Annotated in this window: 14 protein-coding genes and 1 pseudogene; 11 read left to right on the forward strand and 4 right to left on the reverse strand. The window is 73.8% G+C overall.

Annotation, left to right across the window (positions count from 1 at the left end; genetic code table 11):
* Nucleotides 1–293, reverse strand: a pseudogene (locus ACFV3R_RS31295) (hypothetical protein); the annotation flags it as partial.
* On the reverse strand, nt 290–1273 hold the full coding sequence (locus ACFV3R_RS31300) for an aldo/keto reductase (RefSeq protein WP_385590195.1): 984 nt from the start codon (nt 1271–1273) through the stop codon (nt 290–292). The pseudogene ACFV3R_RS31295 and the gene ACFV3R_RS31300, both read right to left, overlap by 4 nt.
* A gap of 125 nt (nt 1274–1398) precedes the next feature.
* Here ACFV3R_RS31300 and ACFV3R_RS31305 point away from each other — a divergent pair, with 125 nt between their 5' ends.
* Both ACFV3R_RS31305 and ACFV3R_RS31310 read left to right on the forward strand, forming a co-directional pair.
* Nucleotides 1399–2454, forward strand: coding sequence for an LLM class F420-dependent oxidoreductase (locus tag ACFV3R_RS31305; RefSeq protein ID WP_385590197.1), 1056 nt, complete (start codon nt 1399–1401; stop codon nt 2452–2454).
* 331 nt (nt 2455–2785) lie between these two features.
* Entirely contained in the window at nt 2786–3574 is a 789-nt protein-coding gene (locus ACFV3R_RS31310; RefSeq protein ID WP_385590199.1) for a ferritin-like domain-containing protein, read from the forward strand.
* A gap of 36 nt (nt 3575–3610) precedes the next feature.
* Here the strand turns inward: ACFV3R_RS31310 and corA are convergent, their stop codons facing one another.
* Nucleotides 3611–4600, reverse strand: a complete 990-nt coding sequence (gene corA / locus ACFV3R_RS31315; RefSeq protein WP_385590201.1) for a magnesium/cobalt transporter CorA — start codon at nt 4598–4600, stop codon at nt 3611–3613.
* A 106-nt stretch (nt 4601–4706) separates the two neighbouring features.
* On the opposite strand from corA, the gene ACFV3R_RS31320 reads away from it, so the two are divergent.
* The 5 genes from ACFV3R_RS31320 (at nt 4707) to ACFV3R_RS31340 (ending at nt 11764) form a co-directional block, all read left to right on the forward strand.
* Nucleotides 4707–5405: a histidine phosphatase family protein gene (locus ACFV3R_RS31320; protein WP_385590203.1), complete on the forward strand. Its 699-nt coding sequence runs from the start codon at nt 4707–4709 to the stop codon at nt 5403–5405.
* Between the two features lie 100 nt (nt 5406–5505).
* Complete coding sequence (locus ACFV3R_RS31325; RefSeq protein ID WP_385590205.1) at nt 5506–6096, forward strand: DUF3090 domain-containing protein; 591 nt, start codon at nt 5506–5508, stop codon at nt 6094–6096.
* Nucleotides 6060–7166 carry an SCO1664 family protein gene (locus ACFV3R_RS31330; RefSeq protein ID WP_385590207.1) on the forward strand — a complete coding sequence of 369 codons (1107 nt, stop codon included), beginning with the start codon at nt 6060–6062 and terminating at the stop codon, nt 7164–7166. The genes ACFV3R_RS31325 and ACFV3R_RS31330 overlap by 37 nt, the downstream gene beginning before the upstream one ends.
* Before the next feature lie 154 nt (nt 7167–7320).
* Nucleotides 7321–8550: a cysteine--1-D-myo-inosityl 2-amino-2-deoxy-alpha-D-glucopyranoside ligase gene (gene mshC, locus ACFV3R_RS31335; RefSeq protein WP_385590209.1), complete on the forward strand. Its 1230-nt coding sequence runs from the start codon at nt 7321–7323 to the stop codon at nt 8548–8550.
* Nucleotides 8551–8701: 151 nt separating this feature from the next.
* Nucleotides 8702–11764: an NPCBM/NEW2 domain-containing protein gene (locus ACFV3R_RS31340; RefSeq protein ID WP_385590211.1), complete on the forward strand. Its 3063-nt coding sequence runs from the start codon at nt 8702–8704 to the stop codon at nt 11762–11764.
* 127 nt (nt 11765–11891) lie between these two features.
* On the opposite strand, the gene ACFV3R_RS31345 is transcribed toward ACFV3R_RS31340, so the two are convergent.
* Nucleotides 11892–12992: a PAC2 family protein gene (locus tag ACFV3R_RS31345; protein ID WP_385590213.1), complete on the reverse strand. Its 1101-nt coding sequence runs from the start codon at nt 12990–12992 to the stop codon at nt 11892–11894.
* A gap of 431 nt (nt 12993–13423) precedes the next feature.
* On the opposite strand from ACFV3R_RS31345, the gene ACFV3R_RS31350 reads away from it, so the two are divergent.
* Genes ACFV3R_RS31350 through ACFV3R_RS31365 form a run of 4 tightly spaced genes read left to right on the forward strand, consistent with a single transcriptional unit; the run spans nt 13424 to nt 18259 of the window.
* Nucleotides 13424–14785, forward strand: coding sequence for an enolase C-terminal domain-like protein (locus ACFV3R_RS31350; RefSeq protein WP_385590215.1), 1362 nt, complete (start codon nt 13424–13426; stop codon nt 14783–14785).
* Nucleotides 14778–15551 carry an SDR family NAD(P)-dependent oxidoreductase gene (locus tag ACFV3R_RS31355; protein WP_385590217.1) on the forward strand — a complete coding sequence of 258 codons (774 nt, stop codon included), beginning with the start codon at nt 14778–14780 and terminating at the stop codon, nt 15549–15551. Before ACFV3R_RS31350 ends, ACFV3R_RS31355 begins: the two co-directional genes overlap by 8 nt.
* Before the next feature lie 57 nt (nt 15552–15608).
* On the forward strand, nt 15609–16643 hold the full coding sequence (locus ACFV3R_RS31360) for a sugar ABC transporter substrate-binding protein (protein ID WP_385590219.1): 1035 nt from the start codon (nt 15609–15611) through the stop codon (nt 16641–16643).
* Nucleotides 16640–18259: a sugar ABC transporter ATP-binding protein gene (locus tag ACFV3R_RS31365; RefSeq protein WP_385590221.1), complete on the forward strand. Its 1620-nt coding sequence runs from the start codon at nt 16640–16642 to the stop codon at nt 18257–18259. The genes ACFV3R_RS31360 and ACFV3R_RS31365 overlap by 4 nt, the downstream gene beginning before the upstream one ends.
* Nucleotides 18260–18294: the final 35 nt, after the last annotated feature.

Below are 18294 nucleotides of genomic sequence, written 5' to 3' on the forward strand. Positions count from 1 at the left end.
GCGTCCGCCCGCCGGGGCCGGGGGCCCGCGCCGGGCGCCGCCCGCGCCGTGTCGGTGAAGAAGGACGCAGCCGGGCGCTCGCCCTTCTCCACGGCCCGCACGGCCGCGGCGAGCGCCTCCCTGGTGGCGGCCGTCCCCCCGGCCGTCCCCTGCCCGCCGCCCGGCTCCGCCGCGGGCCGGCCGGGGGGCACGGGCGGCGACGCGACCGCCTCGGGCGCCGCGCCGTCCTGCGCTGCTCCCGGCCCGGTACCCGGTTCGGGCTCGGGGTGGCCGGCGGGGCGGTCGGTGCTCACAGCGTGCTCCAGTCGTGGTCGGGGTAGTGGTGCACCGGGGCCGACACGTCGTCCAGCGCCCGGCGGATCTCGTCAGGAAGGGTAAGGGCCTCCACTGACAGCGAGGCCCTCAGCTGCTCGGCGGTGCGGGCGCCGACCACCGGGGCGGCCACCCCGGGGCGGTCCCGCACCCACGCCAGGGCGACCTGGAGGGGTGTCGCCGCCAGGCCGTCCGCCGCCGTCCGCACCGCGTCGACGATGCGGCTCGCCGTCTCGTCCAGGTAGGGCGCCACGAACGGTCCGAGCTGCTCGGAGGCGCCCCGGGAGTCGCCGGGCGTGCCGTCCCGGTACTTGCCGGTGAGCACCCCGCGGCCCAGGGGCGAGGAGGGCAGCAGACCGACGCCCAGGTCCAGTGCGGCCGGCAGCACCTCGCGCTCCACACCGCGCTGCAGGAGGGAGTACTCCATCTGGGTCCCGGCCAGCGGGGTGCGCCCGGTACCCCCTGCCGACTGCCAGGTGGCGGCCTTCGCGAGCTGCCACCCGGAGAACCCGGAGACGCCGACGTAGCGCGCCCGCCCGCTGGCCACCGCGATGTCCAGGGCCTGCAGGGACTCCTCCAGCGGGGTGGCCGGGTCGAAGGCGTGCACCTGCCAGAGGTCCACGTGGTCGGTGCCCAGCCGCTCCAGGGAGGCGTCGAGGGCGGCCAGCAGGTGGCCGCGGGAGGCGTCGACGCGGCGGTCGGCCGCCAGGACGCTGCCGGCCTTCGTGGAGATCACGAGGTCGGCGCGCGGCACCAGGCCGTCCAGCAGCCGCCCCAGCAGGTACTCGGCGCTGCCGTCCGCGTAGACGTCGGCGGTGTCCACCAGCGTGCCGCCCGCCTCCCAGAAGGCCTTCAACTGGTCGGCGGCGCCGCGTTCGTCGGTGTCCCGCGCCCAGGTGAGGGTGCCGAGCCCGAGGCGGGACACGCGCAGGCCCGTACGGCCCAGGTGCCTTTGCTCCATGGGCCTGACACTACTGGCCGCACGTCCTCGTCAGGGGGCCTGTGGACAACGCGCCCCTGACACCCGTCCACCGGCACGTTAGAGTCCGCGGAACAGCGACGTTACTGATCGGTAGGGAGCGGTATATGAAGCTCGGCATCAACCTCGGCTACTGGGGAGCCGGGATGGACGGGGACAACCTGGCGGTGGCGCAGGAGGCCGACCGCCTCGGCTACGCCGTCTGCTGGGCCGCCGAGGCCTACGGTTCGGACGCCCCCACCGTGCTGTCCTGGGTGGCCGCGCAGACCGAGCGGATCGACGTGGGCTCGGCCATCCTCCAGATCCCGGCGCGTACCCCGGCGATGACGGCGATGACCGCCGCGACCCTGGACAGCCTCTCCGGCGGCCGGTTCCGCCTGGGCATCGGTGTCTCGGGCCCGCAGGTCTCCGAGGGCTGGTACGGCGTCAAGTTCGACAAGCCGCTCGCCCGCACCCGCGAGTACGTGGAGATCGTGCGGCGCGCCATGAGCCGGGAGCGCCTGAGCTACCAGGGTGAGCACTGGACGCTGCCGCTGCCCGACGGCCCCGGCAAGCCCCTCAAGCTCACCGTCCACCCGGAGCGCGAGCACATCCCCACCTACATCGCGGCGATCGGCCCGAAGAACCTGGAGCAGACCGGCGAGATCGCCGACGGCGCCCTGCTGATCTTCCCCTCCGCCGAGCACCTGGCGGAGACGGCCATCGCCCCGCTGCGGGCGGGCCGGGAGAAGGCGGGCCTGACCATGGAGGGCTTCGACGTCTGCCCGACCGTGCCGCTGGCGCTGGGCGCGGACGCGGACGTGGCCTCCCTGGCCGACACCTTCCGCCCCTACACGGCCCTGTACGTCGGCGGCATGGGAAGCCGGAAGCAGAACTTCTACAACCGCCTGGCGTGCCGCATGGGCTACGAGAAGGAGGCCGCCGAGGTCCAGGACAAGTACCTGGCGGGGGACAAGGCGGGGGCCGCCGCCGCGGTGCCCCACCAGCTCATCGACTCCACCACCCTGCTGGGCTCCGTGGAGCGCATCGCCGAACGGATGACGGCCTACGCGGAGGCGGGCGTCACCACCCTCACCCTCGCGCCGTCCGGGTTCACCCTGGAGGAGCGGGTGGCCTCGCTGCGCGCCGGGGTCCAGGCCCTGGAGCACGCCGGGCTGGCCTGACCGCCCGGCCCGGCAGGGCCCGCACACCGCCGGGGCGACCAACGGGCCCGGGACGGCGACGTCCCGGGCCCGCAGCGAGAACCACGGCCGCAGTGGGGGCTCGGGGCGACCTCGCCACGACCGTCACCGTGACAACGCGGTCGCCCGGGCCCGGTTACGGGCCGCCGCCCGCACTCACCCCCACCCGCGGGCCCCCGGCTCGCGGGCCCCGCGTCCGGCGGGACCGCCGGACGGGTGACCCCACGGCCTGTCGCTGTTGCACCCCCCGCCGCGGGCGCACTTCACTGGCTCCCTGCGCGTGGTGGCCGTCCTGCACGGAGGTGGCGTTCGGATGCTCTCAGCCAAGAGCCTGTTCCAGGAGATCCTCGACGACGACGAGGCGTACCGCCTGTTCTGTTCCATCGCCGCGAGCGGCGAGGCGCAGGGTGGCTGGGAGAACGGCCGCATCGCCGCACTGCTGCCGCCCTCGCTGGCGCACCTGGCCCCCAAGGTGGCGCGCCACGGCGCCGACGAGGACAAGCACGGCCGCATCTTCCAGGCGCTGCTGCGCCGCCGCCGGCTGGAGCCGGTGCCGGTGCCCCGGGCCACCGACTACACCGTGCTGCTGGAGGCGCGCGGCATCGGCCTGGCCCACGAGAAGCTGCGGCGCGAGGAGCAGCTGACCGAGCGGGACGTCGTCACCTACCTCGCCCACAGCCGCGTCACGGAGCAGCGCGCCTCGGACCAGATGCGCCTGCTGCTGCGCCACTTCGGCGACCACCCGGAGATCGGCCGGGCGGTCTCGATGATCTCCCGCGACGAGGACAACCACCTCGCCTACTGCCACGAGGAACTGCTCCGGCTCGCCGGCGCCGGCCACGACGCCTGGATCAGCCGCACGCTGCGCACCTGCGCGCTGGCCGAGATCCGCGTCTACCGCGACGTGAGCATCTCCGTCATGGCGCACATGGGCCGCCTCCTGGGCTGGTCCCCCGCCAGGATGCGGGTGCTGACCGCCGGCATCCACGCCGTCCACGTCTGGGAGCGCCTGGGCGGCTGGCGCCGGCTGGTGACGCTGCGCACGCCCGAGCGGCTGGACGCCCTGGGCGGTCCCGCCCCCACCGCCGCCGAGTACGCCTGAGCCACGCGGCCCGGGCGGGGATATTGCAAGGACCCCTCAGAGCCAGCCGCGGCGCTTGAACCCCCGGAACAGCAACCACTCCAGGACGGCCATCAGCAGCAGCACGGCCGGATAGCCGTAGGTCCAGCTCAGTTCCGGCATGTGCTGGAAGTTCATGCCGTAGATGCCGGCGATCAGCGTCGGCACCGCGGCGAGCGCCGCCCAGGACGAGATCTTGCGCATGTCGTCGTTCTGCCGGACACCCATCTGGGCCAGGTGGGCGGAGAGGACGTCCGACAGCAGCCGGTCCAGCCCCTCGACCGAGTCGTTGGCGCGCGAGAGGTGGTCGGAGACGTCGCGGAAGAAGGGCCGGGACTGCTCGTGGACGAACGGGACGCCGGCGCCCTGGAGCCGGGTCATCGGCTCGGCCAGCGGTCCGGTCGCCCGGCGGAACTCCATCACCTGGCGCTTGAAGCCGTAGATCCGCTCCGCGGTGCCGGTGCCGCTGCCCGGCGGGGCGAAGACCTCGGCCTCCAGCTCCTCCAGGTCCACCTGGAGCTCGGCCGCCACGTCGATGTAGTGGTCCACCACCGCGTCGCAGACCGCGTACAGCACGGCGGTGGGGCCCTGCCGCAGCACCTCCCGGTCGTGCTCCATGCGGTCGCGGACGCTCCCCAGCGGACTGTGGCTGCCGTGCCGCACCGTCAGCACGAAGGAGTCACCGACGAAGAGCATCAGCTCCTCGGTGGTGATGGTGTCCTTGTCGTGGTCGTACACCACGGGCTTGAGCACCATGAACAGCGAGTCGTCGTACACCTCCAGCTTGGGCCGCTGGTGGGCCTTGAGGGCGTCCTCCACCGCCAGCTCGTGGAGTCCGAAGACCCTGCTGAACTCGTCGAACTGCTCCGCGGTCGGCTCCAGCACGCCGAGCCAGAGGAAGGTGTCCTCGTCCTCGCGGGCCCGGGCCAGGGCGGCGTCGAGGTCCTTCGGCCCCTCGGTGCGGCGCCCGCCGCGGTAGAGGGCGCAGTCGACGATCACAGACGGCATGTCCCCTGCATACCCCCCCTCCGGTGCGCCACTCCCACCGGAGGCCGTCAGGGTGGCCGGCCCGCGTGGTGACGGCGACCGGGGGCGCGGACGTAGGCTGACGGACATGCCCACGCTCATCCTGGTGCGGCACGGCCGCTCCACCGCCAACAACTCAGGGGTGCTCGCCGGACGCACCCCCGGCGTCGCCCTGGACGGACGCGGCGAGGCCCAGGCCGCCGCGCTGCCGGACCGGCTGGCGGCCCTGCCCCTGGCCGCGGCGGTCTCCAGCCCCCTCCAGCGCTGCCAGGAGACCCTGGCCCCCCTGCTGGCGGCCCGGCCCACGCTGCCCCGCCATGTCGAGGAGCGGCTCTCGGAGTGCGACTACGGTGACTGGTCCGGTCGCAAGCTCGCCGAGCTCATGGACGAACCGCTGATGGAGGTCGTCCAGCGGCACCCCTCCGCGGCGGCCTTCCCCGGTGGCGAGTCGATGCGGAACATGCAGCACCGCGCCGTCGAGGCCGTCCGCGACTGGAACGAGCGGATCGCGCAGGAACACGGCCCGGAGGCCTTCTACCTCGCCTGCTCCCACGGCGACATCATCAAGTCGCTGGTCGCCGACGCCCTCGGGCTCCACCTCGACAACTTCCAGCGGATCTCGGTGGAGCCCTGCTCGGTGACCGTGATCCGCTACACCCGGCTCAGTCCCTACCTCGTCCGCCTGGGCGAGACCGGCGACCTGTCCGCGCTCGCCCCCACCGGGGACGGCGACGCGGCGGCCGCGGGACGGGATGCCGCCGTGGGCGGTGGCGTGGGAGGACCGTGATCAGCCAGCACAGTAGGGTGGTGCGACGGCGCCACCTCTGACGCCGGCCGCGGTCCCACCGCCGCCCCCACATCCGCTGTCGAGCAAACGGAGCAGGACGTTGTCCCGTCAGGTGTTCTTCTACGACACTCCGGACCGCTTCGTGGCCGGTACGGTCGGGTTGCCTGGCCGTCGTAGCTTCTACCTCCAGGTCACCTCCGCGGGCCGCACCACCAGCGTCGCCCTGGAGAAGACGCAGGTCGCCGCGCTCGCCGAGCGGATGGACGAACTGCTGGACGAGGTCGTGCGCCGCAGCGGCGGCAACGCCTCCGTCCCCGCCGTCGCCCCCGCCGAACTGGCCGACACCGCACCGCTGGAGTCGCCCGTCGAGGAGGAGTTCCGGGTGGGCACCATGGCGCTCGCCTGGGACGGCGACGACGAGCGGATGATCGTCGAGGCACAGGCCCTGGTGGAGCTGGAGGCCGAGAGCGACGAGGACCTCGCCGAGGCCGAGGAGCGGCTCCTCCAGGACGACGAGAACGGCCCGCCCATGCTGCGGGTGCGGTTGACGGGGATGATGGCGCGCGCCTTCGCCAAACGGGCGCTGGAGGTCGTCAACGCCGGCCGCCCGCCGTGCCCGCTGTGCAGCCTGCCGCTCGACCCGGAAGGACACGTATGCCCGCGCCAGAACGGATACCGACGCGACGCCTGACCTCGCCGGACCCGTCCGCGGTGGAGACCGGCGGCGCCTGCGTACCACCCGGCGAGGCCGCGCCGACGGCTGAGGGGCTCCTGACGGACGGGGAGCTGGTGGTGCGCGGTCAGATCCGTGAGGCGTCCAACGCCGTGCTGTACTGCACCGTCACCGCGGAGAGCACCTCCCGCGCCTGCGTCTACAAGCCGGTGGCGGGGGAGCGGCCGCTGTGGGACTTCCCCGACGGCACGCTGGCGCAGCGTGAGGTGGCCGCCTTCGAGGTCTCCCGCGCCACCGGCTGGGACCTGGTCCCCGCCACGGTCCTGCGGGACGGTCCGTTCGGCCCCGGCATGGTGCAGGAGTGGATCGAGCTGGGCCAGACGGTGGTGGAGGACCCCGAGGAGCCTCCGGCAGACGCAGACGCAGACGCAGACGCAGACGCAGACGCGGACGCGGACACGGACGCTGAGGGGGTCGCGGACGGCCCGGCTGAGGACTGTGCCGCGCCGGACGGGGGCGCTGCCGCGCCGGACCTGGCCGGGGCGGGCCGCGACGACGAGGACGAGGACGAGGAGGACCTGGCGGACGTCCTCGACCTCGGGCTGGGGCCGCTGCTCGCGGTGGTCGAGGCGGAGACGCCCGGGCCGGGCTGGAAGGCCATCGGGCTGGTCGAGGTCGGGGAGGGCCGCACCGCGCTCCTCGTCCACGCCGACGACGAGCGGCTGCGCCGGCTCGCCGTCCTCGACGCCGTGATCAACAACGGCGACCGCAAGGGCGGCCACCTGCTGCCCACGCCGGAGGGCCGGCTGTACGCCATCGACCACGGTGTGACCTTCCACGCCGAGAACAAGCTCCGCACCCTGCTGTGGGGCTGGGCGGGGGAGCCGCTGACCGAGGAGGCGAAGACCACCCTCGCCCGGCTGGCGCGGGAGCTGAACTCGGGGGAGCCCCTCGCGGAGCGGCTCGCGAAGCTCATCACCCCCGCCGAGCTCGACGCGCTGCGCGAACGGGTGGCGGCGCTGCTCCGCACCGGCCTGCACCCCCTGCCGAGCGGGGACTGGCCCGCCATCCCCTGGCCGCCGATGTGAGACCCGCTGCCCGGGTGACGGCCCTGCCGCCGACCCGGGCAGGCGCTTCGTACACACGGCGCCGCTGCGCGCAAGAGTGCCTTTCCGGTCGAGCCGGTCCCGCGAACCCGCCTGCGGTTCGATGTCCGAACCCGCTGCCGGTTAGGCTCATGCCATGCATGCATGGCCCGCTTCTGAGGTCCCCGCCCTGCCTGGCCAGGGCCGCGACCTACGGATCCACGACACCGCGACCGGGGGACTCCTCACCCTGGCCCCCGGCCCCGTCGCCCGCGTCTACGTCTGCGGGATCACCCCGTACGACGCCACCCACATGGGGCACGCGGCGACCTACAACGCGTTCGACCTCGTCCAGCGCGTGTGGCTCGACACGAAGCGCCAGGTGCAGTACGTGCAGAACGTCACGGACGTCGACGATCCGCTGCTGGAGCGCGCCATCCGGGACGGCGAGGACTGGACGGCGCTCGCCGAGCGGGAGACCGCGCTCTTCCGCGAGGACATGACCGCTCTGCGGATGCTGCCGCCCGCCCACTACGTCGGCGCCGTCGAGGCCATACCGCGGATCGTGCCGCTGGTCGAGCGCCTGCGGGACCTGGGCGCCACCTACGAGATCGACGGCGACCACTACTTCTCCGTCGAGGCCGACCCGCACTTCGGCGAGGTCTCCGGGCTCGACGCCGAGGCGATGCGTCTCCTCTCGGCCGAGCGCGGCGGCGACCCGGAGCGCCCCGGCAAGAAGAACCCCGTCGACCCGATGCTGTGGATGGCCGCCCGCGAGGGCGAGCCTAGCTGGGACGGCGGTTCCCTGGGGCAGGGCCGTCCGGGCTGGCACATCGAGTGCGTCGCCATCGCCCTGGAGCACCTGGGCATGGGCTTCGACGTCCAGGGCGGCGGCAGCGACCTCGCCTTCCCGCACCACGAGATGGGCGCCTCCCACGCCCAGGTGGCGACCGGTGAGCACCCCTTCGCCCGGGCCTACGTCCACGCCGGCATGGTGGCCCTGGACGGCGAGAAGATGTCGAAGTCCAAGGGCAACCTGGTCTTCGTCTCGCGGCTGCGGCGGGACGGTGTCGACCCGGCCGCGATCCGGTTGGCCCTGCTCGCCCACCACTACCGCGCGGACTGGGAGTGGACCGACCAGACCCTGCCGGAGGCCGAGGCGCGCCTGGGCCGCTGGCGCTCGGCGGTCTCCCGACCCGACGGCCCCGCGGCGGACGGCCTGCTCACCGAGATCCGCGAGGCGCTCGCCGAGGACCTGGACTCCCCTGCCGCGCTCGCCGCGGTGGACCGCTGGGCGGAGCGCCAGGAAGTCGAGGGCGGCACCGACACCGGGGCGCCCGGCCTGGTGTCCCGGGCGGTCGACGCGCTGCTGGGCGTGGCGCTCTGACCAGCGCGTGACCAGCGCATGACCGGCGAAGGGGCGGGCCCGTGGGCCCGCCCCTTCGCGGTGGCGGCCGCTCCCGTCGCGTCGGAAGAGTCCAGAACACCGACCGGTTAGTCCATGGTCGTGTACGTGACAATGCCGCTAGACGTGACGCATGAGAACACCACGAGGACTCAGAGTGGCTCTCGCGGGCGCGCTGCTGGGCCTGGCGGCCGCGGTGACCGGCCCGGCCGGGCCGGTACAGGCCGCCGCGCCGGGCGCCACCGCGCACACCGTCGGCGACGTCACCGGGTTCGAGGCGGAGAACGGCGCGGTCTACGCGCTGCGCGCCGGTGACGCCGCGGCCCGGGTCAGCTTCGTCACCGCCGACACCTTCCGCATCGAACTCGCCCCCGACGGGACCTTCACCGACCCCACCGGCGACGACATCGTCCTGCCGCAGGGCAGGCCGCCGGCCACCCACTGGCGCGAGCGGGGTGACGCCTACGAGATGAGCACCTCGAAGGTGACCCTGCGCGCCTACAAGGCCCCCCTCCGCTTCGAACTGCGCCGCCACGACGGGACGCTGCTGTGGTCCGAGACCAAGGGCCTGACCTGGGACGGCACGCAGACCACCCAGACCCTCGGCCGCGGCGCCCACGAGCAGTTCTACGGCGCCGGCGAGCAGAACGGCAGCGGCAACACCTCGCAGCGCGGCAGGACGCTCGAAGTCGGCGTCGACTACGACTGGGACGAGGGCGGCCACCCCAACTCGGTGCCGTTCTACCTCTCCTCGGGCGGCTACGGCGTCTACCGCAACACCTACGCGCCCGGCACCTACTCCTTCGGCGACCCGGTGACCACCTCCGAGAAGGAACAGCGCTTCGACGCCTACTACTTCGCCGGCGACTCCGCCAAGGACGTCATCGGCGAGTACACCGCGCTCACCGGCAAGCCCTTCCTGCCGCCGGTCTACGGCCTGGAGACCGGCGACTCCGACTGCTACCTCCACAACGCCAACCGGGGCGAACGCCACACCCTGGACGCGCTGAAGGTCGCCGACGAGTACCGCGAGCACGACATGCCGAACGGCTGGATGCTCGTCAACGACGGCTACGGCTGCGGCTACGAGGACCTCGCGAAGGCCGGCGACGGCCTGGCGCAGCGGGACATGAAGATGGGTCTGTGGACCGAGGACGGCCTGGACGAGCTGGCCGACCAGGTCAAGGCCGGGCAGCGGGTGGCCAAACTGGACGTGGCCTGGGTCGGCGACGGCTACAAGTTCGCCCTCGACGGCTGCAAGCAGGCCTACCGGGGCATCGAGGACAACAGCGACGCCCGGGGCTTCACCTGGGCGCCCGAGAGCTGGGCCGGCGCGCAGCGCTGCGGGGTGCAGTGGTCCGGCGACCAGAGCGGCTCCTGGGACTACGTGCGGTGGCAGATCCCCACCTACGCCGGCGCCACCATGTCGGGCCTGGCCTACACCACCGGTGACATCGACGGCATCTTCGGCGGCAGCCCCAAGACCTACGTGCGCGACCTGGAGTGGAAGTCCTTCCTGCCGGCCGTGATGACGATGGACGGCTGGGCCGACAGCGACAAGCAGCCCTTCCGGTACGGCGAGCCGTACACCTCGATCAACCGCAAATACCTCAAGCTCAAGGAGTCGCTGCTGCCGTACATGTACACCTACGCCGAGCAGGCCCACCGCACCGGTGTCGGCGCGGTACGGCCCCTGGCGCTGGAGTACCCCGAGGACCCGGTGGCGGCCTCCGACGCGGCGAAGTACGAGTTCCTCACTGGCGAGGACTTCCTCGTCGCCCCCGTCTACCAGGACAGCGACACCCGCGACGGCATCTACCTGCCGAAGGGCACCTGGACCGACTACTGGAGCGGACGCACCTACCAGGGGCCGACCACCGTGGACGGCTACCGGGCGCCGCTGGACACCCTGCCGCTGTTCGTCAAGGGCGGTGCGACCGTCCCGATGTGGCCCGGCATCACCTCCTACCGCGACCGCGGCCCCGACTCGCCGCTGGCCTGGGACGTCTACCCGCAGGGCGACTCCTCCTTCACGCTCTACGAGGACGACGGCGTGACCCGCGCACACCGCGACGGGTCCTCGGCCCGCCAGAAGGTCACCGTGCGGGCCCCGCGCTCGGGCGCCGGTGACGTGCGGATCGACGTGGGCGCCTCCGTCGGGCACTTCGTGGGCAAGCAGGCCCGGCGCCCCTACGAGTTCACCGTCCACACCCAGGACGCGCCCCGCACGGTCGGCCTCACCGGCGGCCACCTGCGGCACCTGGCGACCGAGGCGGCCTTCGACGCCGCACGCGAGGGCTGGTGGTACGACGCGGGTGACCGGGGCGGCGTGGTGCACGTGAAGACCGCGGACCGCCCCACCGACCGGCCCTTCTCGCTGCTCCTGCACGGCGCCGCCGCGGTGGGCGGCCGGCACCCCGGCGCGGCGGTGACCGTCGGCGCGCCCTCCGGCCAGGAGACGGCCCGCGGCCAGGCCACCCCGGTGGCGCTGTCCGTCGCGGGAGGGACCCGGGACGCCACCGGGGTCACGCTGGACCTCACGGCCCCCGCGGACTGGAAGGTCTCGGCGCCGGCCCGCCTCGGCCGGATCGCCGCCGGAGCAACGGCGCGCACACACCTGGACCTGACGGCCCCGAAGGACGCCGACCCCGCCGACCCGGTCACCGTGACGGCCACGGTGCGCTACAGGTCGGCAGGGGCCGCGCGCACCACCACCCAGCGGTTCGAGACGCGCGTGGTCCCCGCCGCGCCCACCGCCGACACCCCCGCCTCCGACATGGAGTGGCTCACCGCCAAGGGCGGTTACGGTCCGGTGGAGCGCGACACCAGCAACGGGGAGTCGGCCGCCGGTGACGGACACCCGATCACCCTGGCCGGGAAGACCTACGCCAAGGGCATCGGCGCCCACGCCGACAGCGACGTCGAGGTCTACACCGGTGGGGCCTGCCGGTCCTTCACCGCGGACGTGGGCATCGACGACGAGATCGACGGCTACGGCAAGGTCGCCTTCTCGCTGGAGGCGGACGGGCGGACCCTGTGGACCTCCCCCGAGGTCACCGGCGCCTCCGCCCCCGTCGCGGTGGACGTGCCGCTGGCCGGCGCCCGCCACGTCCATCTGAAGATCACCGACACCGACGGCAGCAGGAGCGGCGACCACGGCGACTGGGCCGACCCCGTCTTCCACTGCTCCGCGTAGGCGGCCGGCCGCACCGCCCCGGGGGCCCGGCCGGCGCCGGTGGGAGGTGCAGGACCAAGGGCCCGGGTGCCGTCCGTGGCGGCGGCAGCCGGGCCCTGCAAGGTCTTGCGGGATGCGGAGGCGGCTTTCAGTCCTCGTGCGGGTGTTCCGTGCCGTCCTCGCGGTCGCCGCCGTGGTCCGGCGCCTCCCGGTCCGGGCGGGAGGGGCGCTGCCGCCGGCCCGCGCCGTGCGCGCCGGGGTCGTCGCCCGACCCGTCCGCGGTGTCCTCCCCGGGGTCGGCGGCCTCGTCCTGTCCGGGGACGGCGGGGCGGTCCGTGGTGGTGGCCGAGGCCCCGGGAGCCGCGGCCGGACCGCCGGACTCCGCGGCGTGCCCGCCGGGACCGGGCTGGCCGTCCCGCCGGCGCAGATAGCGCTCGAACTCGCGCGCGATGGCCTCGCCGGAGGCCTCCGGCAGCTCCGCGGTGTCGCGGGCCTCCTCCAGGGTCTGCACGTACTCGGCGACCTCGCTGTCCTCGGAGGCGAGCTGGTCCACGCCGGTCTGCCAGGCCCGGGCGTCCTCGCCCAGCTCGCCCATCGGCACCCGGATGTCCAGCAGGTCCTCCAGGCGGTTGAGGAGCGCGAGCGTGGCCTTCGGGTTCGGGGGCTGCGAGACGTAGTGCGGCACGGCCGCCCAGAGGCTCACCGCCGGCACGCCGGCATGGGTGCAGGCCTCCTGGAGGACGCCGACGATGCCGGTCGGCCCCTCGTACTTCGTCTCCTCCAGGTCCATGGTCCGGGCCAGGACCGGGTCGGAGGTGACGCCGGTGACCGGCACCGGGCGCGTGTGCGGCGTGTCGCCGAGCAGCGACCCGAGGATCACCAGCATCTCCACACCCAGCTCGTGCGCGATGCCGAGGATCTCGTTGCAGAAGGTCCGCCAGCGCATGCTGGGCTCGATACCGCGCACCAGCACCAGGTCCCGCGGGGAGGCGCCGCCCACCCGCACCACCGACAGCCGGGTGGTGGGCCAGGTGATCTTCCGTACCCCGTCGTCCAGGAACACCGTCGGACGGTTGACCTGGAAGTCGTAGTAGTCCTCGGCGTCCAGCGCCGCGAACACCTCGCCCTTCCACTCCCGGTCCAGGTGCGCGACCGCGGCGGAGGCTGCGTCGCCGGCGTCGTTCCAGCCCTCGAACGCGGCCACCATGACCGGGTCGATCAGCTCGGGAACACCCTCGAGCTCGATCACCCAGCGCCTCCTTCCGGCCGGACCGGTCGCCTCACGACCGCCGGCCCGCTGCTCGCGTTGCCTCTGGCGGCCCTCAGCCGCCCTCCTCGCAGCGGCGGGGCCGCTGTCTTCCGTCCGCACCCGCCCCGGAGGGCGACCGCAGGACACGTCCAGGCCCAGCCTACGGCGTCCCAGGGGCCCCACCGCATCCCCCGTGCACAAGGAGGTGGTGATACATCCGACCTGTCACCCCCTGCGGTGAGTGACGGTGAGCGGTCCGCTGCGGGACGCCCGCGAAGCCCCCTTGAGCCGATGCGGAAGAAATCGACGACGACGTATGGACTCCGCGAAGCGGGCCCGGCTATACATCGGATGTCCGCGAAAGATCCGATGTTCTTCGTCGTGGCGAGACGGCGACATCGGCCCCAGCCGGTACGTCCCCGGGAGCGCGCATGGCCACCACCGACACCGTCACCGCGCTGGAGGTCCACGACGTACGCTTCCCCACCTCGCGGCAGCTCGACGGGTCCGACGCCATGAACCCCGACCCCGACTACTCGGCCGCCTACGTGGTCCTGCACACCGGCAGCGGGGACGCCGGTCACGGCTTCTGCTTCACCATCGGGCGCGGCAACGACGTCATGGCCGCCGCCATCGGCTCCCTCACCCCGCACGTCGTCGGCCGCCCGGCCCCCGCCACGGCAGCCGACCTCGCCGCCCTCCACCACGACCTCACGCACGACTCGCAGCTGCGCTGGCTCGGGCCCGAGAAGGGCGTCTCCCACATGGCTGCCGGCGCCGTCGTCAACGCCGCCTGGGACCTGGCGGCCACCCGGGCCGGGCTGCCGGTGTGGGAGTTCCTCGCCTCGATGACCAGCGAGGAACTGCTCTCCCTCGTCGACTTCCGCTACCTCTCCGACGCCCTGACGCCGCAGGAGGCACTGGCGCTGCTGCGCGCCGCCGAACCCGGCCGCGCCGAGCGGGCCGAACGGCTGCGGGCCGAGGGCTACCCGGCCTACACCACCACGCCCGGCTGGCTCGGCTACGACGACGCCAAACTGGCCCGGCTCTCCCGGGAGGCCGTCGCCGAGGGCTTCGACCAGATCAAGCTGAAGGTGGGCGCCGACCTGGACGACGACGTGCGCCGCCTGCGGATCGCCCGCGAGAGCGTCGGCCCCCGGGTGCGCATCGCCGTCGACGCCAACCAGCGCTGGGACGTCGCCGAGGCGGTCCGCTGGATGACCGCCCTCGCGCCCTTCGACCCGTACTGGATCGAGGAGCCCACCAGCCCCGACGACGTCCTGGGCCACGCCGCCATCCGCGCCGGCCAGCCCGTCCCCGTCGCCACCGGGGAACACGTCGCCAACCGCGTGGTGTTCAAGCAGCTCCTCCAGGCCGGGGCCGTCGACTTCGTCCAGATCGACGCCGCCCGGGTCGCCGGCGTCAACGAGAACCTCGCCATCCTGCTGCTGGCCGCCAAGTACGGCGTCCCCGTCTGCCCGCACGCCGGCGGCGTCGGCCTGTGCGAACTCGTCCAGCACCTGGCCATGTTCGACTACGTGGCGGTCTCCGGATCCCTGGCGGGCCGCGCCATCGAGTACGTCGACCACCTCCACGAGCACTTCACCGACCCGGTCCGGGTCAGCGACGGCCGCTACCGCGCGCCCCACCGCCCCGGCTTCTCCGCCCGGATGAAGCCCGCCTCCCTCGCCGACCACCGCTACCCCGACGGACCCGTGTGGCGCGCCGCGGCGAGCGGCCCGGCCGCCGACCACCAGCACACCACCGAGAGCGAGAGGCCCGAGCATGAGTAACTCCGACTTCGGCGGCATGGCCGCCCTCGTCACCGGCGGCGCCTCCGGCATCGGCGCCGCCACCGCCGAGCTGCTGATGGCCCGCGGCGCCCGGGTCGCCGTGCTGGACCGCGACCCGTCCGGCGCCCCCGAGGGGGCACTCGCCGTCACGGCCGACGTCACCTCCGACGAGGAGGTGCGCGCCGCCGTGGCGGAGGCCGCCGGCGCCCTCGGCGGCCTGCACACCCTGGTCGGCAACGCCGGCATCGGCGCGATCGGGACCGTCGAGGACAACGACGACGCCGAGTGGCACCACGTCCTGGACGTCAACGTCACCGGGCTGGTGCGCACCGCCCGGGCCGCCCTGCCCCACCTGCGCCGCGCCGCCGCCGACCACCCGGGCAAGGTGTCGATCACCCACACCTGCTCCATAGCGGCCACCGCCGGCCTGCCGCAACGTGCCCTCTACAGCGCCACCAAGGGCGCCGTCCTCTCGCTGACCCTCGCCATGGCCGCCGACCACGTCCGCGAGGGCATCCGCGTCAACTGCGTCAACCCCGGGACCGCCGACACCCCCTGGGTCGGCCGGCTGCTCGACGCGGCCGAGGACCCGGAGGCCGAACGCGCCGCGCTGAACGCCCGCCAGCCGATGGGCCGGCTGGTCTCCGCCGCCGAGGTCGCCGCCGCCATCGTCCACCTCGCCTCACCCGCCGCCGCCTCCACCACCGGCACCGCGCTGGCCGTCGACGGCGGCATGCAGGGCCTGCGGCTGCGGCCCGCCCCCTGACCCGGCGCCCCGCACCGCCCGACCGAGCCCGGCCCACCCACCGGAAGGACCCGCACCATGACACCGCGTACGACGGCCGTGGCGGCCTGCGCCGTGCTGCTGGCCACCGCCGCCCTCACCGGCTGCAACCGAGGTAGCTCCACGCAGGGCGGCGGCAAGGTGGGCATCGACGTGCCGCGGACCGACACCGACTTCTGGAGCTCCTACCAGCAGTACCTGAAGAAGGACCTGGACGCCGGGGCCGTCGACGCACTGCCGGTCTCCAACTCCCAGAACCAGATAGACAAGGTCGTCTCCAACGTCCAGGCCCTCACCGACCAGGGGGCGAAGGCCATCGTGATGGCCCCCCAGGACACCGGCGCCATCTCCTCCGAACTCCAGCGGCTCGCCGAGAAGAAGATCCCCGTCATCAGCGTCGACACCCGCCCCGACAAGGGCAGGGTCTACATGGTCGTCCGCGCCGACAACCGCGCCTACGGCGAGAAGTCCTGCGACTACCTCGGGAAGAAGCTCGGCGGGAAGGGCCGCGTCGCCGAACTCGAGGGCGACCTGTCCTCCATCAACGGACGCGACCGCTCCGAGGCGTTCGGCGCCTGCATGAAGAAGAAGTACCCCGGCATCACCGTCCACGAGCTCACCACCGACTGGAAGGGCGAGGTCGGCTCCGCCAAACTGCAGAGCCTGCTGGCCCAGCACCGCGACATCGACGGGATCTACCTCCAGGCCGGCGGCGTCTTCCTGCAACCCACCCTCGCCCTGCTGGAGCAGAAGAACCTGCTGAAGCCGGCCGGGACCAAGGGCCACATCACCGTCATCTCCAACGACGGCATCCCCGACGAGTTCACCGCCATCCGGGCCGGCAAGATCGACGCCACCCTCTCCCAACCCGCCGACGCCTACGCGAAGTACGCCCTGTACTACGCCCGCCAGGCACTGCGCAAGAAGACCTTCCACCCCGGGCCCACCGACCACGACTCCACCATCGTGAAGATCCCCGGCGGCCTGGAGGACCAGCTCCCCGCCCCCCTGGTCACCAAGGACAACGTCGACGACCCCAAGCTGTGGGCCAACCAGATGGAGAAGGAGAAGTGAGCGGCGCGGACCGCCCCGACGCCGGGCCCTGGGCGGTCCGCGCCGAGGGCGTCGTCAAGCGGTACGGCCCCACCACCGCCCTGGACGGCGCCCACCTGGCCGTCCGCGCCGGCCAGGCGCACGCCCTCGTGGGCCGCAACGGCGCCGGCAAGTCGACCCTGGTCTCCGTCCTCACCGGAATGGAGCGCCCCGAGGCCGGCAGCGTCACCTTCGCCGGGCAGCCCGCGCCCGACTGGGGCGACACCGCCGCCTGGCAGTCCAAGGTCGCCTGCGTCTACCAGAAGTCCATGACCGTCCCCGAGCTCACCGTCGCCGAGAACCTCTACCTCGGCCGCTTCCAGGGCCGCCCCGCCATCCGCTGGCGCGCCCTGCGCGCGCAGGCCGCCGCGCTCCTGGGCGAGTACGGCGTCGCCGTCGACCCCGCCGCCCGCGTCCGCGACCTCACCGTCGAGCAGCGGCAGTTCGTGGAAATCGCCCGCGCCCTGTCCTTCGGTGCCCGGCTCATCATCCTCGACGAGCCCACCGCCCGCCTCGACGCCGCCGGCATCGAGCGGCTCTTCACCAAACTGCGGGCCCTGCGGGAACGCGGCGTCTCACTCCTCTACATCTCCCACCACCTCAAGGAGGTCTACGAGCTGTGCGACACCGTCACCGTCTACCGTGACGCCCGGCACGTCCTGACCGCCCCCGTCGCCGGCCTGTCCAGGGCGGACCTGGTGGACGCCATGACGGGCGAGGGCGAGGCCGGGGCCGCCTCCGTACCCGCCGCCCGGAGGCGGACCACCGCCGGCACACCGGCCGCGGCGGGCGCCGGCGAGGTGGTGCTGCGCACCGAGGACCTCACCGTCCGGGGCCGGTTCGGGCCGCTGTCGCTGACCGTGCGCTCCGGCGAGGTGGTGGGGCTCGCGGGGGCCAGCGCCAGCGGTGTCACCGCCGTGGGGGAGACGCTGGCCGGCCTGCTCGCCCCGGACGCCGGGCGGGTCGAGGTCCGCGGCGCGCGGGTGCGGACCGGCAGCGTGCCGCACGCCCTGGCCGCCGGCATCGGCTACGTGCCCGAGGACCGCCACCACCAGGGGCTGGTCCTCGGCCGCAGCGTCGCCGAGAACGCCACCCTCACTGTCGCCGACCAGCTCGGACCCTGGGGCACCGTGCTGCCCGGCCGCACCCGCGCCTTCGCCCGCCGCGTCATCGACTCCCTGGACATCAAGACCACCGGCCCCGCCCAGCCCGTCTCCGGCCTCTCCGGCGGCAACCAGCAGAAGGTCGTCGTCGCCCGGGCGCTCGCCCGCGACCCGCACGTCCTGGTCGCCACCCGCCCCACCAACGGCGTCGACGTCCGCTCCAAGGAGTCGCTGCTGGGCGTCGTGCGGGAGGTGGCCGACACCGGCAGCGCCGCGGTCATCGTCTCCGACGAACTCGACGACCTCCGCGTCTGCGACCGCGTCCTCGCCGTCTTCCACGGCCGCGTCACCGCCGAGTTCCCGGCCGGCTGGAGCGACGGCGAACTCGTCGCCGCCATGGAGGGGGTGGGCGCGGACGCCGCCGCTCCCGGCCCGGGAAGCACAGCAGCGCCGGCCCCGCCCGGCACGGACGGCACGGAAGGGAACCCCGCGTGAAGACCGAGACCGCACAGCAGCCGACCGGCGCGGCC

It is taken from the genome of Streptomyces sp. NPDC059740 (assembly GCF_042733155.1).
In the GTDB taxonomy this organism is placed as follows: domain Bacteria; phylum Actinomycetota; class Actinomycetes; order Streptomycetales; family Streptomycetaceae; genus Streptomyces.